The 24,003-nt window shown below is 74.8% G+C and carries 22 protein-coding genes; 11 read left to right on the top strand and 11 right to left on the bottom strand.

Annotated elements, in window-relative coordinates:
* On the top strand, positions 1-2,247 hold the full coding sequence (locus ACZCLJ_RS14990; protein ID WP_463104299.1) for a hypothetical protein: 2,247 nt from the start codon (positions 1-3) through the stop codon (positions 2,245-2,247).
* 57 nt (positions 2,248-2,304) lie between these two features.
* Here ACZCLJ_RS14990 and ACZCLJ_RS14985 read toward each other — a convergent pair whose 3' ends face one another.
* Positions 2,305-2,979, bottom strand: a complete 675-nt coding sequence (locus tag ACZCLJ_RS14985) for a DUF305 domain-containing protein (protein WP_251149739.1) — start codon at positions 2,977-2,979, stop codon at positions 2,305-2,307.
* 156 nt (positions 2,980-3,135) lie between these two features.
* On the opposite strand from ACZCLJ_RS14985, the gene ACZCLJ_RS14980 reads away from it, so the two are divergent.
* Positions 3,136-4,920, top strand: coding sequence for a carbohydrate-binding protein (locus ACZCLJ_RS14980; protein WP_251149738.1), 1,785 nt, complete (start codon positions 3,136-3,138; stop codon positions 4,918-4,920).
* 126 nt (positions 4,921-5,046) lie between these two features.
* Here the strand turns inward: ACZCLJ_RS14980 and ACZCLJ_RS14975 are convergent, their stop codons facing one another.
* On the bottom strand, positions 5,047-5,637 hold the full coding sequence (locus tag ACZCLJ_RS14975) for an NADPH-dependent FMN reductase (RefSeq protein WP_251149737.1): 591 nt from the start codon (positions 5,635-5,637) through the stop codon (positions 5,047-5,049).
* A 98-nt stretch (positions 5,638-5,735) separates the two neighbouring features.
* Between ACZCLJ_RS14975 and ACZCLJ_RS14970 the strand changes: the two genes are divergently transcribed.
* Together ACZCLJ_RS14970 and ACZCLJ_RS14965 are read left to right on the top strand one after the other, a co-directional pair.
* Positions 5,736-6,248, top strand: coding sequence for a MarR family winged helix-turn-helix transcriptional regulator (locus ACZCLJ_RS14970; protein ID WP_251149736.1), 513 nt, complete (start codon positions 5,736-5,738; stop codon positions 6,246-6,248).
* Complete coding sequence (locus tag ACZCLJ_RS14965) at positions 6,245-6,700, top strand: YchJ family protein (RefSeq protein WP_463104298.1); 456 nt, start codon at positions 6,245-6,247, stop codon at positions 6,698-6,700. The genes ACZCLJ_RS14970 and ACZCLJ_RS14965 overlap by 4 nt, the downstream gene beginning before the upstream one ends.
* A 6-nt stretch (positions 6,701-6,706) precedes the next feature.
* Here the strand turns inward: ACZCLJ_RS14965 and ACZCLJ_RS14960 are convergent, their stop codons facing one another.
* Positions 6,707-7,312, bottom strand: coding sequence for a dihydrofolate reductase family protein (locus tag ACZCLJ_RS14960; RefSeq protein WP_463104297.1), 606 nt, complete (start codon positions 7,310-7,312; stop codon positions 6,707-6,709).
* Positions 7,313-7,405: 93 nt separating this feature from the next.
* Here ACZCLJ_RS14960 and ACZCLJ_RS14955 point away from each other — a divergent pair, with 93 nt between their 5' ends.
* Positions 7,406-8,266 carry a helix-turn-helix transcriptional regulator gene (locus ACZCLJ_RS14955; RefSeq protein ID WP_463104296.1) on the top strand — a complete coding sequence of 287 codons (861 nt, stop codon included), beginning with the start codon at positions 7,406-7,408 and terminating at the stop codon, positions 8,264-8,266.
* On the opposite strand, the gene ACZCLJ_RS14950 is transcribed toward ACZCLJ_RS14955, so the two are convergent.
* Positions 8,205-8,663, bottom strand: a complete 459-nt coding sequence (locus ACZCLJ_RS14950; protein ID WP_463104295.1) for a VanZ family protein — start codon at positions 8,661-8,663, stop codon at positions 8,205-8,207. The two genes, ACZCLJ_RS14955 and ACZCLJ_RS14950, sit on opposite strands and share 62 nt — an antisense overlap.
* 119 nt (positions 8,664-8,782) lie before the next feature.
* Between ACZCLJ_RS14950 and ACZCLJ_RS14945 the strand changes: the two genes are divergently transcribed.
* Together ACZCLJ_RS14945 and ACZCLJ_RS14940 are read left to right on the top strand one after the other, a co-directional pair.
* A complete protein-coding gene (locus ACZCLJ_RS14945; RefSeq protein ID WP_251149731.1) occupies positions 8,783-9,775 on the top strand; it encodes a TIGR03885 family FMN-dependent LLM class oxidoreductase in 993 nt (330 codons plus the stop codon).
* Complete coding sequence (locus ACZCLJ_RS14940; RefSeq protein ID WP_463104294.1) at positions 9,772-11,475, top strand: alpha-amylase family protein; 1,704 nt, start codon at positions 9,772-9,774, stop codon at positions 11,473-11,475. The genes ACZCLJ_RS14945 and ACZCLJ_RS14940 overlap by 4 nt, the downstream gene beginning before the upstream one ends.
* Before the next feature lie 78 nt (positions 11,476-11,553).
* On the opposite strand, the gene ACZCLJ_RS14935 is transcribed toward ACZCLJ_RS14940, so the two are convergent.
* The gene (locus ACZCLJ_RS14935; RefSeq protein WP_463104293.1) at positions 11,554-11,931 is read right to left on the bottom strand and encodes a hypothetical protein; all 378 of its coding nucleotides are present in this window, start codon (positions 11,929-11,931) and stop codon (positions 11,554-11,556) included.
* Positions 11,932-12,030: 99 nt separating this feature from the next.
* On the opposite strand from ACZCLJ_RS14935, the gene ACZCLJ_RS14930 reads away from it, so the two are divergent.
* Positions 12,031-13,182 (top strand): threonine aldolase family protein, encoded by a 1,152-nt coding sequence (locus ACZCLJ_RS14930; RefSeq protein ID WP_463104292.1) that lies wholly within the window; start codon positions 12,031-12,033, stop codon positions 13,180-13,182.
* An 85-nt stretch (positions 13,183-13,267) separates the two neighbouring features.
* Here ACZCLJ_RS14930 and ACZCLJ_RS14925 read toward each other — a convergent pair whose 3' ends face one another.
* On the bottom strand, positions 13,268-14,263 hold the full coding sequence (locus ACZCLJ_RS14925; protein ID WP_463104291.1) for a hypothetical protein: 996 nt from the start codon (positions 14,261-14,263) through the stop codon (positions 13,268-13,270).
* 131 nt (positions 14,264-14,394) lie between these two features.
* Between ACZCLJ_RS14925 and ACZCLJ_RS14920 the strand changes: the two genes are divergently transcribed.
* Entirely contained in the window at positions 14,395-14,808 is a 414-nt protein-coding gene (locus ACZCLJ_RS14920) for an SRPBCC family protein (protein ID WP_463104290.1), read from the top strand.
* A gap of 64 nt (positions 14,809-14,872) precedes the next feature.
* Positions 14,873-16,084 (top strand): glycoside hydrolase family 3 N-terminal domain-containing protein, encoded by a 1,212-nt coding sequence (locus tag ACZCLJ_RS14915; protein WP_463104289.1) that lies wholly within the window; start codon positions 14,873-14,875, stop codon positions 16,082-16,084.
* A 4-nt stretch (positions 16,085-16,088) separates the two neighbouring features.
* Here ACZCLJ_RS14915 and ACZCLJ_RS14910 read toward each other — a convergent pair whose 3' ends face one another.
* From ACZCLJ_RS14910 to ACZCLJ_RS14890, 5 genes are all read right to left on the bottom strand, one after another.
* Positions 16,089-16,373, bottom strand: coding sequence for a hypothetical protein (locus ACZCLJ_RS14910; RefSeq protein ID WP_251149724.1), 285 nt, complete (start codon positions 16,371-16,373; stop codon positions 16,089-16,091).
* An 11-nt stretch (positions 16,374-16,384) separates the two neighbouring features.
* A complete protein-coding gene (locus ACZCLJ_RS14905) occupies positions 16,385-17,629 on the bottom strand; it encodes an anion permease (protein WP_463104288.1) in 1,245 nt (414 codons plus the stop codon).
* Between the two features lie 144 nt (positions 17,630-17,773).
* Entirely contained in the window at positions 17,774-19,372 is a 1,599-nt protein-coding gene (locus ACZCLJ_RS14900) for a hypothetical protein (protein ID WP_463104287.1), read from the bottom strand.
* A gap of 110 nt (positions 19,373-19,482) precedes the next feature.
* Complete coding sequence (locus ACZCLJ_RS14895) at positions 19,483-20,406, bottom strand: hypothetical protein (protein WP_463104286.1); 924 nt, start codon at positions 20,404-20,406, stop codon at positions 19,483-19,485.
* Positions 20,403-22,826 (bottom strand): S9 family peptidase, encoded by a 2,424-nt coding sequence (locus ACZCLJ_RS14890; protein WP_463104285.1) that lies wholly within the window; start codon positions 22,824-22,826, stop codon positions 20,403-20,405. The genes ACZCLJ_RS14895 and ACZCLJ_RS14890 overlap by 4 nt, the downstream gene beginning before the upstream one ends.
* A 172-nt stretch (positions 22,827-22,998) precedes the next feature.
* Here ACZCLJ_RS14890 and ACZCLJ_RS14885 point away from each other — a divergent pair, with 172 nt between their 5' ends.
* Entirely contained in the window at positions 22,999-23,970 is a 972-nt protein-coding gene (locus tag ACZCLJ_RS14885) for a GGDEF domain-containing protein (protein ID WP_251149719.1), read from the top strand.
* The last annotated feature ends 33 nt before the right edge of the window (positions 23,971-24,003 follow it).

Genomic DNA, 24,003 nt, shown 5'->3' with positions numbered 1-24,003 from the left:
GTGGCCGACGTCGAGTACCTGCCGCTGACGGGAGACTCCGCCGCGCTGCACGGGACGGCCGCGGCGCTGGCCCGGGCTCGTGACGCGCTCGGGGTCGCGGGCGACGAGCTCTCGCGCGTGCGCGCGGCCGTCGCGCCCCAGCGCAGCGACGCCGTCGCGCTCGCCCTCGGACGGCTCGACGACCTCACCCGGCGCGCGTCCACCCAGGGCGCGGTGCTCGACGCCGCGGCGCGCGTCCTGCACGGACAGGCCGACCTCCTCCTCGGCCGCCAGCTCGAGGCAGCGGCAGCGATCGCGCGACGTCGGTCCGCGCTGGACGACGTGCGCCGCAGGGACGCCGAGCTGGACGCGCTGCACCGGGCCCCGTTCCTCGAGACGTGGGGCGCTGCCCACGGGAGCGCGCTGGGGGACGCCGCCCGGCGCGTGGCCGAGGCGCACGACGAGGTGCGTCGGGCCGAGGAGGACTGGCGCGCCGCACGCGAGGCGAAGCAGGCCGAGTCGCGGCGCGCGGCGGCGCAGCTCGGTCCGCTCACGGACGTCCGTGCCGTGAGCGCGTGGGTCGCCTCGGGCGGGCAGGCGTCGGCGTTCCGCACCACGTGGTCGGGCGGCGGCGCCACGGTGAGCGCGGCGTCGACGCTCTCGGGTCTGGCGGCCGCCACCCTCGTCGACCGCCTCGCCGCTCGCGGGCTGGACGACGACGGCGAGACGGCGGCGGTCGAGGAGCTCGCCCGGGTCGTCGGCGCGGCGGGGACGGACGAGGCGTTCTGGTCCGCCTTCTACGCCACGACCCCGCCCGGCGACCTCTACGTGCTGCTGGAGGGCGGCCACCTCAGGCCCGACGGTTCCGTCCTCCACCCCGGGACGCACCACGGCGCGATCGCCCTCGCGGTCGCGGGCACGTTCGGCCCGTGGGCGTCCTCGCTCGCACCCGAGGAGCAGGAGGCGCTCGGCGCGGCCGTGGTCGACGACCTGGGGACGGTCACGATCCCCGTCGGGTGGTCCGCGACGGCCACGGCGCTCCTCGGCGCGGCGCACGGCGCACCCCGGGTGCACCGCGGGGCGCTGGAACGCGTCGACGCGCAGCGGCAGGCCGACGCCGCCTCGCCCGACCCCCTGGCCCCCCTCTCCTTCGAGCGCGACGGGCGGTTCGTCATGAGCGCCGCGCTCAGCGGGCTCGCGGGCTCCCCCGAGGAGTCGCTGCGCTTTCTCGCGGGCGACGCGGACCACGACCTCGTCGCCGCCCGGTCCGCGCTCTGGGTGGGTGCCGTCCCCCTCGGCGGCTGGCCGGACGAGGGCGAGGGTGTCGCCGCGGTCGTCCGGGCCGCCATCGAGCACGGAGCGGCGAGCCCGTCGGAGACGGACCGGGAGAGCGCGGCGCTGCTGCTGTCCCGGGTGACCTGGGACGCACCGCGCGGCCTCGCCGCCGTCTCCCTGTCACCCACCGCCCAGACGGATCTCGAGGCCGCCTACGCGCCCTACGTCGAGGCGTTCGACACGAGCTTCGCCGCACAGCAGCCGTTCGACGCCGTCGGAGTCTACGTCGGACCACCGCGGGCCGACGGAAGCGGTGGCCGCACCCTTCCCCTGCTGGAGCCGGAGGCCCTGTCCCGGACGCTCTCCGCGACGATGGCGTCGCCCGACGGCGTGCGGTCCTGGACCGCGACGATGCTCGCGCACCACGACGCGACCGTGGTCGACGCGCTCGGCCCGACGCCGGCGCAGCCGGACCCGACGGACCCTGAGCTGCGCACCGGCGTCGTGCGGGCGCTCGACGCGCACGACAAGGCGCTGTCCGACGCCGGGGTGATCGTCGGCAGCATGCACCGCGCCGACGTCGCCTCCGCGGTGGACGCCGCCGAGCGCTACGAGTCCCGCATCGGGTTCCTCATGGGCGTGCTGGGCGACGTCGCGCCCGGCGCTGCCGTGCTGACCACGCCGGCGCTCGCCGTGGTCGAGGGCCACCTGGTCGACCTCGACTCCGGACTCACGACGACGGTCGACCGGGCGAGCGCGGAGGGCACGGCCGAGAGCACGGTCCTGCGCTCGCGCGCTCACGACCTCGTCGTCGCCGCGCTCGTCGCGGACGGGGTGCCTCCGGAGGACGCCGCGGACCGGGCGGCGGCGTTCGTCCGGACCGAGGACGGCGAGGACCGCAGCGGCTTCGGCGCCCCGTTCCAGCAGGCGGCCGACCTCGCCCCGTACCGCGGGACGTCGCTCGCGGTCCCGCCCAGCTCTTCCGTCCCCTGACCTGTCGACGGCGCGGACCCCCCGCCGGGTCCCACGGTCCGGGCAGGTCGGCGCGCCTCAGAGCGTGTCGAGCAGACCGCGCAGGCGGTCGATCTCGGCGCCCTGGCCGGCCGCGGTGTCGGCGGCGATCTCGAGCGCGTACGTGTCCTGCCCGTCGACGAGCACGACGTCGACCATGTCGAGCGCGCCCTGGTGGTGCTGGATCATGCCCTCGAGGAACAGGCGGTCGAACTCGTCCCCCGTCGCGGCCTCGAGCGCCGTCATCTGCTCCGGGCTGAGCATGCCGGCCATCCCGTCGTGCTCGTGGTCGTGCCCGGTGTCGGGGACGCGCGGCCCGGTGCCGTCGAGCGACTCGACCTCGGCGGGGACCGGCAGCTCGCGCTCCTGGAGCCACGCGGCGAGCGCGTGGATCTCGGGGCCCTGCGCGGCGGTGACGCGCTCGGCGAAGGCGCCCACGTCGGGCGCCTGCGCCCGCTCGGGCGCGAGCGCCGCCATGTCCAGCGCCTGGAGGTGGTGCCCGATCATGCTCGTCACGAACGTGACGTCGGCCTGGTTCCACTCCCCCGTGGACGGCGGGCCCTCGAAGTCCTCGGGCGCCGTCGTCGACGCGTCCTCGCCAGGCCGCTCCGGCTGCACGACGACGCTCGACGGCGTGGCCGACGCGTCGCCGTCGCCCGTGCAGGCCGACGCGAGGAGGACCGCCGGGAGGACGACCGCGCAGGTCAGAACCACCGTGCGCCGACGCCGCCGCACGTTACCGCCAGGAAAACTCCTCACGCCGCCCGTTCCCTCCGTGTAAAACTTCGCCAGAAAGTGTCCGGTTTGGGTAGCCGAGCCTCGAATTGCCCGTCAGAATTCGCAGAACCCTACCAAGGAGGTGTTTCCCCCGTGCATCAACCGACGCACAGGCAACGACGCCGGGGCATCGTCGCCTCAGCACTCGCCGCAGGACTCGCCGTCTCCTCCCTCGCGGTCGCCGCACCAGCCCTCGCCGAGCCGTCCGACGGCTCGCCCGAGGCCGTCGCGGAGATCGTCGAGCAGTCCACCGCAGAGCTGCCCGCCCAGCGCCTCGCCCCTCTCGCCCAGGCCGCAGACGTCCTGGCACCGGGAGAGGTCGCCGGCAGCCCCAACCTGACCCACGTCGCGAACATCCCGAAGAACGGCGCGTTCGCCCCCGAGGGCCAGTACAGCTCCGACCTCGCGTTCCAGGGACGGTACGCGTTCGCCGGCAACTACGGCGGCTTCACGGTCTACGACGTCGCGGACCCGCGGAACCCGGAACAGGTGGCGCAGGTCGTCTGCTCGGGCTCGCAGAACGACATCTCCGTCCACGGCGACCTCCTCGTGCTCAGCACGGACTCGTCGCGCAGCAACGACTCGTGCGACAACGTCGCGCAGAGCGCCACGGTCAAGGAGTCGTGGGAGGGCATCAAGGTCTTCGACATCTCCGAGCCGACGTCGCCGCAGTACGTCGCGTCGGTCGAGACGCAGTGCGGCTCCCACACGCACTCGCTCGCGCCGAGCAAGGACGGCGAGGACCTCTTCGTCTACGTCTCGTCGTACAGCCCGAGCGCGTCGTTCCCCGACTGCCAGCCGCCGCACGACCTCATCTCGGTCGTGCAGGTCCCGCTCGACGACCCGGCGTCGTCGGCCGTGGTGTCGACGCCCGTCCTCTTCCCGGACGGGGGCAACCCCGGTGGCAACGGCTCGAGCACGACGTCGGGCTGCCACGACATCACGACCTACCCGTCGAAGGACATCGCGGCGGGCGCGTGCATGGGCGACGGCGTCCTCATGGACATCACCGACCGCGCGCACCCCGTCGTGACCGAGGTGGTCCGGGACACGGAGAACTTCGCGTTCTGGCACTCGGCGACGTTCAACAACGAGGGCACGAAGGTCGTCTTCACCGACGAGCTCGGCGGCGGCGGCGCACCGACGTGCAACGCGACCGTCGGCCCGGAGAAGGGCGCCGACGCGATCTACGACATCGTCGACGGCCAGCTCGTCTTCAAGAGCTACTACAAGATCAGCCGTGAGCAGGCGCCGACGGAGAACTGCGTCGCGCACAACGGCTCGCTCATCCCCGTCCCGGGCCGCGACATCATGGTCCAGGCCTGGTACCAGGGCGGCATCTCGGTGTGGGACTTCACGGACTCGGCGAACCCCGTCGAGATCGCGTGGTTCGACCGTGGCCCGCTGTCGACCGAGCGCCTGATCCTCGGTGGCTCGTGGTCGGCGTACTGGTACAACGGCGCGATCATCTCGAACGACATCCAGCAGGGCCTCGACGTCCTGCTGCTCGACGACCCGATCACCAACGCCGCGAAGTCCGTCCTGACGGACGAGCTCAACCCGCAGGCCCAGCCGACGTACGAGGAGCCGGCGGCCTGGGCCAAGGGCACCGCGTACCAGGGCGGCGCGGTCGTCACGTACGGGGGCGCCGTCTGGAAGGCCCAGTGGTGGACCAAGGGCCAGACGCCGGGCGACCCGTGGGGTCCGTGGGAGGAGATCGCGGGCGTCGACTCCGCGGGCGTCGGCGCGTGGAAGCCGACGCGCGTGTACGTCAAGGGCGACACCGTGACGCACGAGGGCACCGAGTACACCGCGAAGTGGTGGACCCGGAACCAGGAGCCCGGCGACCGCTGGGGCCCGTGGGACCCGCAGGACTGACCCACGTCCCGCCCGGGTCGTGACCCCGGGCGACCAGCAGGCCCGACGGCGCCCGCTCACCCTCCGGTGGGCGGGCGCCGTCGCGCGGGGTCCCGTGCGGGTCGCAGGTTCCCGCGCACCGGTGGGTCACGCCGCGGCGACGGCCGCCCTGCGCTCCCGCACGGTCGCGAGCGCGACGCTCCACGCGACGAGCTCGTCGAGCATGGCGTCGAGGTCCCCCTCGTGCCGCGCGCGCGGCGCCAGCCGGGCGTACTCCTCGAAGTCGTCGTAGAGCGACAGGCCGACCTGCGTGCGCACGTCCGCGAGCTGGAGCTCGCCCGCGACGAGCCGCAGCTGCTCGACGGCCCGCGACCCGCCCTGGACCCCGTAGCCGACGAAGCCCACGGCCTTGTCCGCCCACTCGTGGTAGAGCCAGTCCATCGCGTTCTTCAGCACGGCGGCCGGCGCGTGGTTGTACTCGGGGGTCACGACGACGTACCCGTCGAAGCCGTCGATCACGCGCGACCACTCCCACGCGAGCGGGTTCTCGTACTGCTGCATCCGCGGCGGGAGCGCCTCGTCGAGGTGCGGGAGCGGGTGGTCGGCGAGGTCGACGACCTCGAAGGTCGCGTCGGACCGCTGCGCGGCCCGGTCGAGCACCCAGTGCGCGACGCCCGCACTGTTGCGGCCGGTGCGCGTGCTCCCGACGAGGATCGCGATGCGCGGGGTCGAGGTCATGGTTCCTCCAGAGAAAGTGACGTGTCACCGAAATTGGTGATGCGTCACCGTAACGCGTTCTCGGTGACGTGTCATCCATCGACGGTAGGATCGTCCGCATGACGGGACACCCGATCCTCGACGACGCCGAGCGGGACGCGTGGGACGCCTACCTCACGATGCGACGCTCGCTCGACCGGGTGCTCGAGGCCGCCATGCGCACGGACGGCGACCTGTCGCCGGCGGAGTTCCAGGTGCTGTCGGTGCTGCACGCCGCCGACGACCGCGCGCTGCGCACGGGCGAGCTCGCTGCCGCGCTCGACTGGGAGCGCAGCCGCGTCTCCCACCTGTCCCGCCGGATGGCCGAGCGCGGGCTGCTCGAGCGGACCGAGTGCGTCGACGACGCACGCGGGACCTGGATCGTGCTGAGCAACCCCGGACGCCGTGCACTGCTCCGGGCGGTCCGCGGTCACACCGAGCTGCTGCGCGAGGTCCTGTTCGAGCCGCTGGGTCCCGACGGGCTCGCGCGGCTCGAGGACGTCGCCCACCGCGTCGTCGACGCGGTCGAGCGCTCCGGCCGGCCCGGCGCGCCCGCCGCACGCCGAGCGGCACCAACGGGGGCGGCGTCGTGAACGTGTCCCCCGGCAGGCGGGCCGTGCCCGACGACGCGCGGTGCCCGTGCCTGTCCGGCGACGCCTACGGCGCGTGCTGCGGTCGGTACCACGCGGCCCTCCGCACCGAGCCGGTCGGCGACACGACAGGCCCGTACGCGCCGACCGCCGAGGCGCTCATGCGCTCGCGCTACAGCGCGTTCGCGGTCGGCGACGCCGACTACCTCCTGGCGACCTGGCACCCGTCCACCCGGCCCACGACGCTCGAGCTCGACGACGACCTCGAGTGGCGGCGCCTCGACGTCGTGCGGGTCGAGGCCGGCGGGCCGTTCGACGCGACGGGCGTCGTCGAGTTCGTCGCCCACCACCGCTCGCGCACCGGCGGCCCCGCGACGCGTGGCCGGCTGCACGAGGAGAGCCGGTTCGTCCGGGAGGACGGGCGCTGGACCTACCTCGACGGCGATCTGCGCTAGGTACCGCTAGGACGGCGTCGCGGTGCCGGGGCCGAGCACGTCGTACGACACCGCCACGGTGCCGAGGCTGGTCGTGGAGCACGCCGTCAGCCGGAGCGACCGCGGCGCGGGGAGCTCGCGGAACAGTCGCTTGCCGGTACCCAGCAGCAGCGGGTGGACGAAGAGCCGCAACTCGTCGACGAGCCCGAGCGCCATGAGCTGCCGGACGAGGTCGCCGCTCCCCAGGACGGCGAGGTCGCCGTCGCCTGCCGCCTTGAGCCGCGGTACGGCTGCCTCCAGCCCGCCGTCGAGGACGTGCGCGCCCTCCCAGCCGAGGTCGGTGAGGGTCCGTGTCGCCACGTGCTTGGGCGTCTCGTTCAGGTGCCGCGCCATCGGGTCGTCGGCGGGCGCGTGGGGCCAGTACGCCGCCATCTTCTCGTAGGTGCGCCGGCCGAGGAGATAGCCGGTCGTCCGGCCGAACCCGTCCGCGGCGACGGCCTCGTGGACCGCTCCCGCGTAGGGCGCGCCCCAGCCGCCGTGGGCGAAGCCGCCGTCCGTGTCCTCCTCGGGCGAGCCGAGGCCTTGCATCACGCCGTCGACGGTCAGGAACTCGATGATCACCAGTCGTCTCATGACGTCGATGCTGGTCCCTGCGACCCTGCGCCGGCTTGAAGAAAGGTGACCTGGCGGTACCGGACCGGCCGCGCTGCGCGCCATACTGCCGTCATGGACGACGGCCACCGCGTCTCGCTCGTCCGGCACCGCCCGGGGCCGGGCCTCGCCGGGCTGGTCGCCGGCATGGTCGGGCTGTCGGAGAGCGCCCCCGGCGCCGTCATGCGTCGTCAGCCGGCCGGGACGCTGCTCCCGCTCGTCCTCACCTTCGACGGCGCGCTCGAGGTCGTCGACCTCGCGGACGGGGCGGGGGCGGGCCGCTCCTACCGCTCGTTCGTCGCCGGCCTGTCGGGTGGCCACGCGACGACCCGGTTCGCCGGGACGATGGACTGCCTGCAGGTGTACCTCACCCCGCTCGGCGTCCGCCGCGTCCTCGGTGTACCCGGCGCCGAGGTGGCCCGTCGGGTCGTCGCGGTGGACGACGTCGTCCCCGGCCTGGGCGACGACCTCGCCGACCGTGTCGCGTCCGCGGCGAGCTGGGAGCAGCGGTTCACACTCGTCGAGGCCGCGCTCACCCGGCACGCGGCGCGCAACGCGGGCGTGGTCCCGCCGTGGGTCGCGTGGATGTGGCGGCAGATCCGGGCGAGCGGCGGGCAGGCCCGCATCGCGGACCTCGTCGACCAGACGGGCTGGAGCCACCGGCACGTCGCGACGGTGTTCGCGGAGAACGTCGGCCTCACGCCCAAGCGGGCGGCGGGCGTCGTCCGCTTCGAGCACGCCTCCGCCGACCTCGGCGTGCTCCCGCTGGCCGAGATCGCCGCCCGCCACGGGTACTCCGACCAGAGCCACCTCACGCACGACGTCGTCCGGTACTCGGGGGAGACGCCGAGCGCCCTCGCCGCCGCGCGCCGGCCTACGCCGTCGACCGCACTGGGCCTCGTCGACCGAGAAGAGCCAGCACGACCGCGACCGTGAGCGCGCCGAGCAGCGCCCCCGCGGTGTTGAGCACGACGTCCTGCACCGTGGGCACCCGACCGGGCAGGAGGTTCTGCGTCAGCTCGATCGCGGTGGACAGCGCGGCGGCCGCGAGGGTCACGACCGCGACGGCACGCCCCACGCCCGGTTCCCGGCGCCCGCGGCGCGCGACCGCAGCGCGCAGCAGCGGCAGCCCGAGCACCCCGAACGGCAGGAACATCACGACGTTGGCGGACGCCTCGAGCACCGGGAGCGTCATGGGGACGCCCAGGCCGTGCAGCGCGTCCAGGGTCGCCGTCGCCCAGCCGGGCGCCGCGGTGGACTGCGGCGACGGCCACAGCGTGACGACCCCGACGGCGGCGAGGTAGGCGACGAACGTCCAGGTCAGCAGGCGCACCGCCACAGCGTAGGGAACCGGGCGGCGCGGGGCTCCTCCGTGCGCCGGACCACCACGCGCCCTCCACCCAAACCGCCCTCGACGCGCGGGCCGGCGCGACTCTGGGTTCACTGGGCGCCATGGTCACCCTCGGATTCCACTCCTCCCACGAGCAGATCCCGCCCGGCCCCCTCCTCGCCGCCGCCCGGCGTGCGCAGGACGTGGGCTTCGACGCGGCGATGTGCTCCGACCACCTCGCGCCGTGGAGCGAGCGGCAGGGCGAGTCCGGCTTCGCGTGGTCGTGGCTCGGCGCCGCGCTCGCGACGACCGACCTGCCGTTCGGCGTCGTCACCGCACCGGGCCAGCGCTACCACCCGGTGATCCTCGCGCAGGCGATCGCGACCCTCGGCTCCATGTTCCCCGGCCGGTTCTGGGCCGCGCTGGGCTCCGGCGAGGCCATGAACGAGCACGTCACGGGCGACCGCTGGCCCACGAAGGCGGAGCGCGACGAGCGGCTGCGCGAGTGCGCCGACGTCATGCGGGCGCTGCTCGCGGGCGAGGAGGTCACGCACCACGGGCACGTCACCGTGGACCGGGCGCGCGTGTGGTCGCTGCCCGACGTCGCCCCGCGGCTCGTCGGCGCGGCGGTCACTCCGCGGACCGCGCGCCGCCACGCCGACTGGGCCGACGGCCTCGTCACCGTGAACCAGCCCGTGGAGTCGCTGCGCCGCGTCGTCGGCGAGTACCGCGACGCCGGCGGCCGCGGCGAGCTGGCCCTGCAGGTGCACGTCGCGTGGGGCGAGGACGACGAGGCCGCGTTCGCCGTCGCGCACGACCAGTGGCGCTCGAACCTCCTGCCGCCGAGCGTCAACTGGCACCTCGAGACGCCCGAGCAGTTCGACGCCGTCGCGGACCTCGTGCGGCCCGAGGAGGTCCGCGGGACCGTCCTCGTGGAGCACGACGCCCAGCGCCTCGCCGACCGCGTCGCCGAGATGACCGCGTGCGGTTTCGACGCGGTCTACCTGCACCACGTCGGCCAGGAGCAGGACGCGTTCCTCGACGCCGCGGGCGAGGTGCTGCTGCCCCGGATCCGCGAGGCCGCCGCCTCGACGACGGCCGGAGGTGCCGCATGAACATCCGCGACACCGGCGACCTGTGGTGGAAGAACGCCGTCGTCTACTGCCTCGACGTCGAGACGTTCATGGACTGGAACGACGACGGCATCGGGGACTTCCCCGGCCTCGTGCAGCGCATCGACCACCTCGCCGACCTCGGCGTGACGTGCCTGTGGCTCATGCCGTTCTACCCGACCGCAGAGCGCGACGACGGCTACGACATCACCGACTTCCTCGGCGTCGACCCGCGCCTGGGCGACATGGGCGACGTCGTCGAGCTGGTCCGCACCGCGCGGGACCGCGGCATCCGCGTCATCGTCGACCTCGTCATCAACCACACCTCGGACCGCCACCCCTGGTTCCGCAGCGCGCGCCGCTCGACCGACGACCCGTTCCGCGACTTCTACGTGTGGCGCTCCGAGGAGCCGCCGTCCACGAAGGACCAGGTCGTCTTCCCCGACCAGGAGGACGGCATCTGGACCCTCGAGGAGAAGACCGGCGAGTGGTACCGGCACCGGTTCTACCGGCACCAGCCGGACCTCAACACGGCGAACCCGAAGGTCCGCGAGGCCATCGCCAAGACGATCGGCTTCTGGCTCGAGCTGGGGATCTCGGGCTTCCGCGTCGACGCCGTCCCGTTCGCCCTGACCGACGCGGCCGCGAACCCCGACGACGAGATCGACGACCCGCACGACATGCTCCGCGTGCTGCGCGCGTTCCTCGGCCGCCGCTCCGGCGACGCGATCCTCATGGGCGAGGTCAACCTGCCCTACCCGGACCAGGCGCGCTTCTTCGGCGACGGGAACCCGGCGGACGGCGACCCCGGAGGCACGACGAGCTCCGAGCTGACGATGCAGTTCGACTTCAACGCCATGCAGGCCATGTACCTGGCCTTCGCGCGCCACGACGCCGGCCCGCTCGCCGCGTCGCTGCGGGCACGACCGCCCATCCCGCACGACACCCAGTGGGCGACGTTCGTGCGCAACCACGACGAGCTCACCCTGGACAAGCTCAGCGAGGACGAGCGCCAGGAGGTCTTCGCGGCGTTCGGCCCCGAGGAGGACATGCAGCTCTACGGGCGAGGGCTGCGCCGTCGGCTGCCGCCCATGCTGGGCGGGGACCCGCGGCGGCTGCGGATGGTCTACTCGCTGCTCTTCGCGCTCCCCGGGACGCCCGTGCTGTTCTACGGCGAGGAGATCGGGATGGGCGAGAACCTCGACGTCCCGGGTCGGCTCGCCGTGCGCACCCCCATGCAGTGGACGTCGCAGCACAACGGCGGGTTCTCGCGCGCGCCCGCGCGCCGGCTCGCCGCGCCCCTGCCCGACGACGGCTACGCACCCGAGCACGTCAACGTCGCCGACCAGCGGCGCGACCCCGACTCGCTCCTGACCTTCGTGCGCCTGCTCGCGCACCGCTACCGGGAGTGCCCCGAGCTCGGGTGGGGCGACGCCGTCGTCCTCGACCAGCCGGAGCCCTCGGTGCTCGCGCTGCGCACGACGTGGCAGGACGCGTCGATGGTCACGCTGCACAACCTGTCGCCGGACCCCGCCGTCGTGCCGCTCTCCCTCGGCGAGCTGCCCGAGGGCGCCCGGCTCGTCGACCTGCTGGACCACGACGACGTCGAGCCGGCGCCGGACGGGACGGCCGAGGTGCGCCTCGACGGGTACGGCTTCCGCTGGCTGCGCGTGACGCACCCGGAGGCGCGTCGGCTCCTGTGAGCCGACGCACGGCACCGTGACGCGCGACGCCCCGCCCGGGTCCTGCCCGGGCGGGGCGTCGTGGCCGTCGTCGAGACGTCAGCCGTGCGTCGGCTCGTCGGGGCCGACGGGCGGGCCGGGCGAGGACGGCCAGCCCGGGTCGTCCGGTACGGGGTCGCTCGGGCGCGGCTCGCCGGGGACCGGCTCGCCCGGCACCGGCTCGTGCGGGGGCGCCGAGGGGTCGGCAGGCGGCCCGGGAGACTTCGGGGGCTCCACCACGGGCTCGGCCGGCCGCACCGGCTCGACCGGACCTCCGGGCTCGACGGGACCGCCGGGGTCGACCGGACCGGTCGGCTCGGCCGGTCCCGCGGGGTCCGTGGGCTCGGCCTGGTTCGCGAACGTGTCCCGCTCGTCGCGCGGCAGACCGGTGAAGTTCGGGTCGTCCGGCACCGAGCCCGGGTCGGGGATCGTGGTCATCGCGCACCTCCAGCGTCGAGTGCGACGCCGACGTCGGCGTCCCTCCCGACGGTAGGCCCGGACGGGGCCGCTCGCGCGCCGCATGCCTAGGCTGTGCCCGTGAGCTCGTTCGCGTCAGACAACTACGCCCCCGCCCATCCCGACGTCCTCGCCGCGCTGGCCGCCGCGAGCGCCGGGCACGAGGTCTCCTACGGCGAGGACCCGTGGACGGCACGGTTGCAGGAGGTGGTGCGCGCCCGGTTCGGCGCGGAGGCGACCGCCTATCCGGTGCTCACCGGCACGGGCGCCAACGTCATCGCCCTGATGTCGATGCTGCCCCGGTGGGGCGCCGTGGTCGCGACCGAGCACGCGCACCTGAACACGGACGAGAACGGCGCCCCCGAGCGGGTCGGCGGGATCAAGGTCCTCACCGTGCCCGCCCCCGACGGGAGGCTGACGCCCGAGGCCGTCGACCGGTTCGCGGCCGACCTCGGCGACCCCCACCGCGCCCAGCCGCTCGTCGTGTCGGTCACGCAGGCCACCGAGCTCGGCACGGTCTACACGCCGCAGGAGCTCCGCGAGATCTCGGACGCCGCGCACGCGCGCGGGATGCGCGTGCACCTCGACGGCTCGCGCCTCGCGAACGCCGCCGTGGCGCTCGACGTCCCGCTGCGCGCGCTCACGACCGACGCCGGCGTGGACGTGCTGTCCTTCGGCGGCACGAAGAACGGCCTCGCGCTGGGCGAGGCCGTGGTCGTGCTCGACCCCTCGGCCGTCGACGGCGTGGAGTTCGTCCGGAAGGCGACGATGCAGCTCGCCTCGAAGATGCGGTACGTCTCGGCGCAGCTCCTGGCGCTCTTCGAGCCCGTCGGCGACCCGGTCGCGGACGTCGACGAGATGGCCGCCGCCGACGAGCTGTGGGTGCGCAACGCCCGGGCCGCGAACGCGATGGCCGCGAGGCTGCGTGCCGGCCTCGCAGACCTCTCGCCGGCGGACGTCGCGCACCCCGACGTCCCGGCGCCGGCGCCCGACGGCGGAACCCGGCCCGCGGCGTCGGGCATCGTCTTCACGCAGCCCACCGAGGCGAACGCGGTGTTCGCGACCCTGCCGCGCGCCGTGGTGGCGGCCCTGCGCGAGCGGCACCGGTTCTACGACTGGGGCGCGGGCGAGACGCCCGACCGCGTCGAGGTGCGCTGGATGTGCGCGTGGGACACCACCGCCGCCGACGTGGACGCGTTCGTCGCGGACGTCCGCGCCGCCCTCGCGAGGTAGTACCGCAGCAGCGCGAGGTAGTACCGCGGTTGAGACCGCGGTACTACCTCGCGGAACCACGGTGCTACCTCGCGGAACCGGGGTATTACCTCGGCAGGAGGCGCGCCACCTCGGGGAGGGCGAGGTATCCCGCGGGGAGGCGGCCGTCGTCGAGCAGGACGGCGGCGGCGTGGCGGCCCGGGGCGTCGTTCTCCACCTCGAGCTCCTCGATCGGCGGCGACCCCGGCGCGAGCGGGAACACGGCGGGGCCCAGGCCGTGGAACGCGAGCGGGTCGCGCCGGTCACGGACCGCGACCCACCGGTCCACCTCGGCGGGCACGCGCAGCGGCGCCCGCGCGGCGAGGGCGTCCCGGGTCGCGCGGACGGCGAGCGGGGCCCCGAGCGTGAGGAGCAGCGGCACGTCCCAGCGTCGCGCGTCGGGGTGCTCGCGCAGCACCGAGTACGCGACGACCGACCCGAACGAGTGCCCGACGACCACCGCCGGCTCGTCGGTCGGCACCGCGGCCGCGACGGCGTCGTCGATCACCCGCCGGACGTCCGCGTCGTGCAGGTACGCCCAGACGTCACGCACGAGCAGCACGAGGACGCCGCTGCTCAGCCCGGGGACGTACGCGTCGAGCGCGGACAGCAGCGCGTTGACCCAGCCGCCCAGCTCCCCGAGACTGCCCAGGGCACCCCTCGCGGCACCGAGCGGGGGTGTCGGTGCACCGCCCTCGCGCGCGTCCACCGCGACCTGGGCCTCGCCCACCCCCGCGGCGCGCAGCACCTCGGACGCGACGGACTCGAGGAACCGCAGCTCGTCCTCCGGCAGGTCGGCGACCGCGCGTCGGTCCAGGTCGATCCGGTCCCACCGCGAGCCGGACACGGCGTGCACGGTGACGGGCGGAGGCGTGCCGTCACCCCGGACGAGCGCGGCGAGGGTGTCGCCGTAGTAGACGAAGGAGGCGTCGTCGTCGGTCACGTGCCGCGGCCGGCCCGCTGCCGCGAGCCCCGCGGACAGGACCGTGCGCCACGTCCGCTCGAGGTCCTCCGCGTCGAGGCCCTGGTTGTCGCGGCCGTGGAGGAGCACGAGTCGGGTCACGCGACGAACCTACCCAGGCTCGATCGGGTCCGCCCACCACCGCCCGGGCTGCCGCGTGCGCCCGGACGGTCTACGGTCGCTCCCAGGCCCTGCCCCACGGCCCTGCTTCACGCACGTCTCAGGAGGTTCGCATGTCCCCCCACTCCACCACCGCCGAGATCCACGTCGCTCGCCCGCCCGAGGTGGTGTGGTCCCAGATGGTCCATCCCGGCGCGCGGTGGATGCTCGGCATGAACGTCGAGACGGACTACCAGCCGGGCAGCCCCGTGACGTTCGAGGGTCACTACATGGGCAGGGAGTTCGCCGACTGGGGAGAGGTCGTCGCGGTCGAGCGCCCGCGCCTGCTCCGGTTCACCCACTTCTCGCCCACCATGGAGCTCCCCGACACCCCGGAGAACTACCACGACATCACCATCACGCTCGAGCCCGACGACGCCGGCACGCAGGTGCGCGTCCTCGAGGAGAACATCGAGACGGCGGACCGCGCCGAGCGAGCGCACGCCCTGTGGGCGAAGGCCCTCGCGACCCTCGCCGGTCACGACTGACGGACAGCTGACGGGCAGCTGAGGGACACCGCGTCCCACTACGGTGGCAGGCGGAGGTGGTCGCGTGGCGAGCAGGGCCCGAACCGTCTGGGTCGTCGTGGCCGTGGTCGCGACGGCGGCGGCGATCGCCGCCGTGGTCTGGTACGTGCTGCGACCGGCCACCGTCGCGTCGCCCCCGACGCCCGGTGCCACGAGCACCGGCGAGCCCGCGCCCTCGGCCACCCCGCCCACGCCCACGACGCCCGCCCCGGACCCGCTCGCCGGCTGGACGCTCGAGCAGAAGGTGGGCCAGCTCCTCATGGTCGGGGTCGACGTGCGCTCGCCGCAGCAGGTGAGCTACGACGCCGTCGCCCAGCACCACGTGGGGAACGTGTTCCTCGCGGGGCGGTCGCAGGCCGGGAAGGCCGCGACGCTGGACCTCGTCGCCGGGTTCACGGCGCTCGTGTCGACGGAGACCACGCAGGGTGCGCCGCTGTTCGTCGCGACCGACCAGGAGGGCGGGAACGTGCAGGTGCTGCGCGGGCCCGGGTTCTCGCAGATCCCGACGGCGCTCGACCAGTCGCGCCTCGGGCCGGCCGCGCTGCAGGACCAGGCGACGACGTGGGGGTCGGAGCTCGCCGCCGCGGGCGTCAACCTCAACCTCGCCCCGGTCATGGACCTCGTGCCCGAGCAGTCGGCGGCGCAGAACCCCCCGATCGGGTACTTCGACCGGGCCTACGGGTTCACCCCGGACTCCGTCACGTCGCACGCGAACGCGTTCAGCGCGGGCATGGAGGCCTCGGGCGTCGACGTGACGATCAAGCACTTCCCCGGGCTCGGGCGCGTCTCCGCGAACACCGACACGGACGCGGGTGTCACGGACGACGTCACGACGCGCGACGACCCGTCCGTCGCGGTCTTCGCGTCGGGCATCGAGGCCGGCGCGGCGTTCGTCATGATGTCGACCGCCGTGTACACGCAGATCGACCCGGGCCGCCCGGCGGCGTTCTCGCCCGTGGTCGTGGACGGGATGCTGCGGGGAGACCTCGGCTTCGACGGCGTCGTGATCACCGACGACGTCTCGGCGGCGGCCCAGGTGCAGGCCTGGTCGCCGGCCGAGCGCGCCGTCCTGACGATCGAGGCCGGCGGCGACATGGTCCTCGCGTCGGCGGACCCGTCCGTCGTGGCGGAGATGGCCGACGCGCTCGCGGAGCGTGCCTCGGGCGACCCGGCGTTCGCGGCGAAGGTCGACGCGGCCGTCGAGCGGGTGCTCGGCGCGAAGGAGCGCCTGCGCTGAGGTGTCAGTGACCGCCGTTGGCGAGGAAGACGATCCCCCCGGCGATGGCGAGCACGACGACCAGGAAGCACACGCCCGCCGCGATGATGCGCACGGTCGACGGGCGCGCGACCGTCACGACCTCGCCCGACGGCGTCATGTGCACGCCGTCGGCGTCCACGGCGGCCGGGGTGGTCCGGCCGGCGGCGAGCCGGACGCCCAGCGCGAACAGCGCGGGCAGCCCGGCGCCGACGATCAGGCCGGCGACGACGACCTTGAGCAGCGAGTCGATCTCGATGAACTCGGACACGGGGGTTCCTCTCAGACGCCGGCGCGCTGTCGCGCGCCCTGCGGCTCGGTGGTCGACGGGACCGGGGCGTCGGTGGCCACGACGGCCGGGGTCGCGGCGACGTCGGCCAGCACGGGCTCGACGGGCTCGGGCTCGGCGGCCTCCCAGTCGTCGTTCACGTTGTTGTGGTCGACCGGCTTGCGGCGCGACGCCACCCAGATCGCGACGGCCGTCGCGACGAGGATGCCGAACACGACCGCGGTGCCGAGCACGCCGCCGATCCCCGCCTGGATCCAGTAGCACACCGCGCCGACCACACCCGCGGCGGGGAGCGTCAGCCCCCACGCGGCGAGCATGCGGCCCGCGAGGCCCCAGCGGACCTTCGCGCCCGGCATGCCGACGCCCGAGCCGAGGATCGAGCCGGTCGCGACGTGCGTCGTCGAGAGCGAGAAGCCGAAGAAGCCCGACATGAGGATGACCGCGGCGGACGACGTCTCGGCGGCCATGCCCTGCCGGGAGTCGATCTCGACGAGGCCCTTGCCGAGGGTGCGGATGATCCGCCAGCCGCCGAGGTAGGTGCCGAGCGCCATGAAGAGGGCGCAGGACAGGATGACCCAGAACGGGACCCCGGAGTCGGCCGGGACGGCGCCGCCCGCGATCAGCGCGAGCAGGATGATGCCCATCGACTTCTGCGCGTCGTTGGTGCCGTGCGCGAGCGAGACGAGCGACGCGGAGCCGACCTGGCCCCAGCGGAACGCGCGGTTGCTCGTGTCCTCGGGGACGTCGCGGGTGAGCCGCGCGACGAGCCACGTACCGACGCTCGCGACGCCGATCGCGACGAGCGGCGCGAGCAGCGCGGGGATCAGCACCTTCGCGGCGACGCCGGTCCAGATGACGCCCGACGTCCCGACGGCCGCGAGCACCGACCCGACGACGCCGCCGATGAGGGCGTGCGACGAGCTCGACGGCAGGCCGAGCAGCCACGTCAGCAGGTTCCAGGTGATGCCGCCCACCAGACCGGCGAGCACCACCTCGAGCGTGATGACGTTCGCGTCGACCAGGCCCTTGGCGATGGTCGCGGCGACGGCGAGCGACAGGAACGCGCCGACGAGGTTGAGGACGGCCGACAGCGCGACGGCGGTCTTGGGCTTGAGGGCGCGTGTGGCGATGGAGGTGGCCATCGCGTTGCCCGTGTCGTGGAAACCGTTGGTGAAGTCGAAGGCGAGAGCCGTCACGACGACGAGCACCAGCAGGAGCGTCTCGGTCACGTACTCCATGGTGGGGTCGCACCGGGAGCGGTCTCGACCATCCTGTGGATTCTTCGACCAGTGTTCATCGACAGTTCACCCAGCGTTCGAAGCCCTGTTCGAACCGCCCCTCGGAGGTCCCGACGACGGCTGCCCGACGACCTTGGACGGCCGTCAGGCACGGACCCCGTCGAGCGCCCGGTCGAGCTCGACGACGACCTCGGCGACCGCCTCGCGCCGGGTCCCTGCCCGCTCCGCGTCGTCGGCCACGTCCTGCCGCGCGCGCACGATCTCGGCGTCGAACAGCTCGAGCTGACGGCGGACGTGCTCGCGCTGGTCGCGTGCGCGACGCGCGCCGCCGACCGCCTGGTACCCCGTGACCGCCCCGACGAGCGCCACGACGAGCCACCAGGCAGGCGCCACCACGACCGCCAGCACGAGCGCGACGACGGCCACGGCGGCCAGGCCTCCGACGACCGGCCACGAGATCCCGTCGACCGGTCGAGCGACGAGCTCCGCGCGTGCCGTCGTGGCGAGGCGCGCGCCGTCGTCCGTGGGCGTGACGGTGACGGACCGGCCGGCGAGCCGCAGCGTCCGCGACGGCGCGGGCTCGGCCGCGAGCCGCGCGGCGAGGTCGTGCGCGGCGGCCCTGAGGTCCTCGGCGACGAGCGGCGCGACGAGCCGCGCACGGTCCGGGTCGTCGCCGCGCGCGTCCGCGGCGAGGAGGTCGACGAGGCTCTCGCCCGGCGCCGACCACTCCTGCTCCTCGCCCGGCGCCCGGCCGACGCGCTCGCTGAGCATCTCGGCCCGTCCGAGGAGGTCGCGCTCGACCGGCGCCCCCTCGTCGACGACCGAGGAGACCACGGACCGCACGGCCGCGCGCGCGGCCTCGGACGGGGCACCGTCACCCTGCCCGCCGGCGGCCGCACGTGCCCACGCCGCCCACGCGCGCAGGACCGCCAGCTCGTCGCGAGCGCCCGACGGGCTCCCCCAGGAGTCGCCGCCCCCGCCGAGGGCGGGCGCCTCGGCGAGGAGCGCGCCGCGCAAGCGGTCGCGCGCACCGGCGTCGAGCAGCCCGACGCGCTGCGCGAGCGCGTCGCGCACGCTCTCCGCGCCCGCGGGACCGAGCAGGCCTGCCGCGGCGGCCAGCCACAGCGCCCGCTCGGCGACCGTGACGGGTTCCTCGACCGCCCCCTCGTCGGGGTCGGGCGCCGAGAGGTCGGTCGCGCTGCCCCAGCCCGCGTCGGGCACGGCCGGCGCGTGGAGGACCGACGACAGCCAGGGCTCGGCGAGGCCAGGGTGCCCGACGAGCGCGCACACCCCCACGAGGAAGACGGCCGCGCGCCGACGGTCGCGGACGAGGGCCTCCTGCGCCGCGTCGTCGTCGAGGCGCCCCTCGCGCACGTCGGCGACGGCGAGCGCCGCCGGCACGAGCCAGTACCCGTGCACGTCGGCGAGGTCCGGCGAGCGCCGCAGGTAGGACACGTCGCCCTCGCCCGAGACGACGGCGCGCACGAGGGCGCGGGCGGCGTCGCGCGCGCGGCGCGCGGGCGTGAAGAGCGCGAGCTCCTCGCGCACCTCGCCGAGCTCGATCAGGGCGTTGACGAGGCGCTGGAGGACCTCCACGCGGCTCGACAGGTCGCCCTCGAGCGACCGCAGGCGTCGGTTGAGCGACGCCTCGCGCGAGCGCGCCATCGCCGCCTGCGCCTCCAGCTCCTCGGAGAGTGCCTGCATGTTGCCGTGGTCCGAGCGCCAGGAGCTGTAGGTCGACATGCGCGCGAGCGTACTCAGCGTCGCGCCGTTGTCCACGGGGACCTCTCCCCGCCACCGCGCCGGTCCCGGTGCCGGGACGAGCGGCGGCCGCACGGTCAGCGCTCGTCGGCCTACCCGTCCGCCCGGCCCTGCTCTCGCAGCCTCCGCTCGCGAGCCCGGAGAGCCCGCTCGCGTCGCTCGCCGATCGCGTCGCTCGTGAGTGCGGTGAGCGGCTCCGTCTCCTGCCGGGCCCGCGCACGCTCCACCTCGACGTGCTCGCGGTGCGCCGCGGACTGCGGCCTCGACCGCACGACACGCGGCCCGTCGCGGAGGACGGGCCCGCCGCTGCCGTCGAGCTGCGCCACCGTCCGCTCGCGGCGTCCCGGGCGCGGACGTTCGCGGTGGAAACGCCAGACCCACCGGCGCCGCAGCAGCACGGCCGTCGCCCCGTAGAGCACGAGCGCGACCGCGACGAGCAGCGCCCGGACGCCCGGCGCGAGGAACGGGGAGGCGGCGACGGTCGCGGCCGCCCAGCCGAAGCCGGCGGGCAGGGTGGCGGCGACGTCCCGCACGTCCGGCTGCCACCCGCAGACGTAGAACCGCATGAGCACGTCCGTCACGCCGGAGCGGCGCACCGGCTGGAGCGACAGCGAGACGTTCGTCGCGGTCGGCGGTCCGAGCGTCGTCCCGGGCGCGGCGTAGGACGTGAACGACAGCTCCTCCCCCCGGTAGGAAGGCCGCACCGCACGCAGGACGTAGACGGACGACAGCGCGGCGAGCGGCCACGACGCGCACCCGAGGTACCACGCCGCGGGCCCCGTGATCGGGGCCAGGAGCACGACCACGAGCGCCGCCGCACCCCAGGCCATCGGTTCACCGTCGATCTCCCAGATCGGCCCGACGTCGGGGCCCCATAGCACCTGCGCGACGCCGAGCCCGGCGTAGGCCCCGAGCAGGAACAGCCCGATCGCGAGCCACACGCACCCGATCGCCAGGTAGCCCAGCGGGCGCAGCAGCAGCCGCGCGGTGCCCGGCGGGCGCTCGTCCTCGGTCATGCCGCCCCGTCGCCGCCCGCGCGGCCGAGCACGTCGAGCACCCACGCGTCCTCGTAGGCGACCTCTCGCCACGAGTCGTACCGCCCGGACACCCCGCCGTGGCCGGCGTTCATCTCGATGCGCAGCAGGGCCGGGGCGCCGGCCGCGCGCAGCCGCGCGACCCACTTCGCGGGCTCGACGTACAGCACGCGCGTGTCGTTGAGGCTCGTGACGGCGAGGATCCGCGGGAAGCGGGACGCGTCGTCGGGCACGTTCTCGTACGGCGTGTACGAGCGCATGTAGCGGTAGACCTCGGGGTCGTGCAGGGGGTCGCCCCACTCGTCCCACTCGACGACGGTCAGCGGGAGCGACGGGTCGAGGATCGAGGTCAGCGCGTCGACGAACGGCACCTGGGCGAGGACGCCGGCGAACAGCTCGGGCGCGAGGTTGGTGACCGCACCCATGAGCAGCCCGCCGGCCGAGCCGCCCTGCGCGACCATCTGCTGCGGGCTCGTCCAGCCCGTCTCGACGAGGTGCCGGGCCACGGCGACGAAGTCGGTGAACGTGTTGGTCTTGGCGAGCATCTTGCCGTCGTCGTACCAGGTGCGACCCAGCTCTCCCCCGCCGCGCACGTGCGCGACGGCGAAGACGACGCCCCGGTCGAGCAGCGACAGCCGGGAGACCGAGAACGCCGGGTCGATGCTGATCTCGTACGACCCGTAGCCGTACAGCAGCAGCGGCGCCGGCTCCGCGCCCGTCCCCGTCGCGTCCAGGCCGAGGGCGTCCCTGCGCCACACGAGCGAGATCGGCACCTGCGTGCCGTCCTCGGCGGTCGCCCACTCGCGGCGCTGCACGTAGTCGGCGGGGTCGTAGCCGCCGAGCACGGGCTGCCGCTTGAGCAGCGTCAGCTCGTCCGTCCCGACGCGCAGGTCGTAGACCGTCGCGGGCGTGACGAAGCTCGTGGAGGAGAGGCGGACCGTCGGCTGGTCCCACTCGGGGTTCGGCCCGAGACCCGCGGTGAACAGCGGCTCGTCGAACTCCACCTCGTGCACGTGCCACGGCACGCCGGGAGCGGCGGTTCCGCCCGTGCGGACGGGGGTCGGCAGCCCGGCCGGGCGGGGCGCCGTCTGCGCCGACAGGTCGATCACGCCGACGCGCGAGAGGGCGTCGCGCCGGTAGGACAGCACGAGGTGGCCGGCGAACGCGTCGACGCCCTCGAGCCGCGTCGCCGGGTCGTGCGGCACGACGACGCGCGCGCCGGCGGGCCCGGTCGCGGCGGTCGCGGCGGCCTCCGCCTCGGTGGTGGCGCCGGGGACGTCCACGACCGCGAGCTCGAAGTTCTCCGCGCCGTCGTTGTGGAGGACGAGGAGCACGTCGGTCGTCGGCACGCCGAGCACGAGGTCGCCCACCGGATCCGGAGAGATCCGGTCGCCGACCCCGTGCTCGGGCGTCGACAACCACGTGCTCGGCACGACGGCGTGCTCGACCGTGTACTCGACGCCCTCGCGACGGGGCCAGACGACGCGCGCCTCGCCCGCCGGGTCGGCGGCGTCGATCAGCCACGTCTCGGACGTGATCTTGGAACCCAGCTCGATCTGGACGAACCGCTGCGAGCGCGACACCCCCACGCCCACCCAGTACCGCTCGTCGGGCTCCTCGAGGACCACGACGTCCTGCGTCGCCGGCGTCCCGACCTCGTGGCGCCACACGCGCCACGGGCGCCACGCGTCGTCGACGGTCGGGTAGAACACGTACCGGCCGTCCGGGGAGAAGACGGCGCCCGGGAACGTGCCCGGCACGACGTCGGCCAGGTCCTCCCCCGTCGTGAGGTCCCGCACGCGCAGCTCATAGCGCTCGTCGCCCACGACGTCGACCGCGTACGCGAGGAGGCGACCGTCGACCGAGACGTCGAACGAGCCGAGCGAGAAGAAGTCGTGCCCGTCGGCCTCCACGTTGTCGTCGAGCAGCACCTGTTCGCCGGGCACGGGGACCCCGGGCTCCAGCACGGGCGGCACCCAGGCCGACGGTGCGTCGCTCCCGAGCGTCGCGTCGATCGGGGCGCGCGCGTGCACCGGGTACTGGTGCCCCTCGACCGTCCGCGCGTAGTACCAGTGGTCACCCTGGCGCACGGGGACGGACAGGTCCGTCTCGCGCGTGCGCCCCTTGATCTCCTCGAAGATCCGCCCGCGCAGGGGCGCGAGGTGGGCGAGCTCACGCTCGGTCCACGCGTTCTCGGCCTCCAGGTGCGCGACCACCTCCGGCGACTCCTTGTCGCGCAGCCACTCGTAGTCGTCGGTGGTCGTCTCCCCGTGGTGGGTGCGCGACGTCGGGCGGCGAGGAGCGACGGGTGCCGCGGCCGGGGGCGTGACGGGGGCGGTGCCAGGTCGGGTGCCAGGTCGGGCGGCGGGGGTGGACGAGGGCGCGATGACGTCGTCGGACATCTGGCCAGGGTAGTGGTCGGCGCTCGTCCCGGGGGGCCGCAGCCCGCCCGGGCGACGTCCCGCCGGGCGCCGGCGACGCCCCGCCGAACGGTCGGTGTCCTCGCGCTGAACAGTGCCGGAACACTCGACCCGGACCTTCCTCCCCGGGTCGCGGCGACGCCACACTTCCGGTGTGCACGACACCCTCGCCGAGCTGGCCCAGCACGTCGCCGTCCGCCCGCGCGCGCACCGGGTCGGGGTCGTCGCGGAGCTCGCGCGCCCCGTGCTCGCCGTCGGCTCGTCGATGCCCGTCGGGCAGCTCGAGGTGATCTTCCGCCCCGCCGACGTCGCGTGCGTCGTCGTGCACGACGACGCGGGGGGCCACCGCACCGGCATCGTGACCCGGGCCGGCATCACCGGGGCGCTCACCGGTCGTCTCGGGTACGGCCGGGCCGTGCTGGAGCGCCGACCCACCGAGAGCGTCACGGACTGGTCGCCGCTCGCGGTGCGCCCGGACGCGTCGATCTCCGAGGTCGCGACCCTCGCCATGGAGCGCCCCGGGGAGCACCGGTACGACGACGTCCTCGTCGCCGGGTCGACCTGGCGCAGCGCGAGCACGGCCGACCTCATGCGTTCCCTCGTCGGGACGCTCGCCGAGCGGTCGTCGCACGACGCGCTGACGGGCCTGTCCACGCGCGGCACCACGTGGCACTCGCTCACCCGGCGCTGCCGCCTCGTCGCGCGCGGCGGGACGCGCGTCGTGCTCCTGCTGCTCGACGTGCACGGCATGGCCGCGATCAACGCCCGCTTCGGCCAGGAGGCCGGGGACGCCGTGCTCGTCGAGGTCGCCGCCCGGCTCGCCGCGGCGGTGCCCGGCGGGTGCGAGGCCGGCCGCGTCGACGGCGACCGGTTCGCCGTCCTCGCGACCCTGCCCGCCATGGACGACATCCAGGCCGCGGCGTCCGTCGAGGCGCTGCGGCAGGACGTGCTCGGACGCCTCGTCGGGCCGTCGGGACCCGTCCCGGCAGCCGCCTGGCCGACGGTCGACGCCGCCGCCGTGTGGTCCGTCGCCGGCGCGGCCGACCCGGACGAGCTGGTCCGCGAGGCGGAGCACCGCCTGGCGCTGGTCCGGACCGTGCTGCCGTACGCGCCGGCCACGGCCTGACCGGCGCCGCTCGTCCGGCGCCGCTCGTCCAGC

This window comes from Cellulosimicrobium sp. So1_17, assembly GCF_055181235.1.
Note: the sequence above shows the minus strand (reverse complement) of the source record. Positions and strands in the feature narration are given on the sequence as shown.

Coding starts and splice junctions, on each gene's coding strand:
- ACZCLJ_RS14920 (WP_463104290.1), top strand. CDS start 14,395: ATGTCCCCCCACTCCACCACCGCCGAGATCCACGTCGCTCGCCCGCCC.
- ACZCLJ_RS14900 (WP_463104287.1), bottom strand. CDS start 19,372: ATGTCGACCTACAGCTCCTGGCGCTCGGACCACGGCAACATGCAGGCA.
- ACZCLJ_RS14955 (WP_463104296.1), top strand. CDS start 7,406: ATGGACGACGGCCACCGCGTCTCGCTCGTCCGGCACCGCCCGGGGCCG.
- ACZCLJ_RS14970 (WP_251149736.1), top strand. CDS start 5,736: ATGACGGGACACCCGATCCTCGACGACGCCGAGCGGGACGCGTGGGAC.
- ACZCLJ_RS14905 (WP_463104288.1), bottom strand. CDS start 17,629: ATGGAGTACGTGACCGAGACGCTCCTGCTGGTGCTCGTCGTCGTGACG.
- ACZCLJ_RS14935 (WP_463104293.1), bottom strand. CDS start 11,931: ATGACCACGATCCCCGACCCGGGCTCGGTGCCGGACGACCCGAACTTC.
- ACZCLJ_RS14940 (WP_463104294.1), top strand. CDS start 9,772: ATGAACATCCGCGACACCGGCGACCTGTGGTGGAAGAACGCCGTCGTC.
- ACZCLJ_RS14890 (WP_463104285.1), bottom strand. CDS start 22,826: ATGTCCGACGACGTCATCGCGCCCTCGTCCACCCCCGCCGCCCGACCT.
- ACZCLJ_RS14945 (WP_251149731.1), top strand. CDS start 8,783: ATGGTCACCCTCGGATTCCACTCCTCCCACGAGCAGATCCCGCCCGGC.
- ACZCLJ_RS14895 (WP_463104286.1), bottom strand. CDS start 20,406: ATGACCGAGGACGAGCGCCCGCCGGGCACCGCGCGGCTGCTGCTGCGC.
- ACZCLJ_RS14975 (WP_251149737.1), bottom strand. CDS start 5,637: ATGACCTCGACCCCGCGCATCGCGATCCTCGTCGGGAGCACGCGCACC.
- ACZCLJ_RS14960 (WP_463104297.1), bottom strand. CDS start 7,312: ATGAGACGACTGGTGATCATCGAGTTCCTGACCGTCGACGGCGTGATG.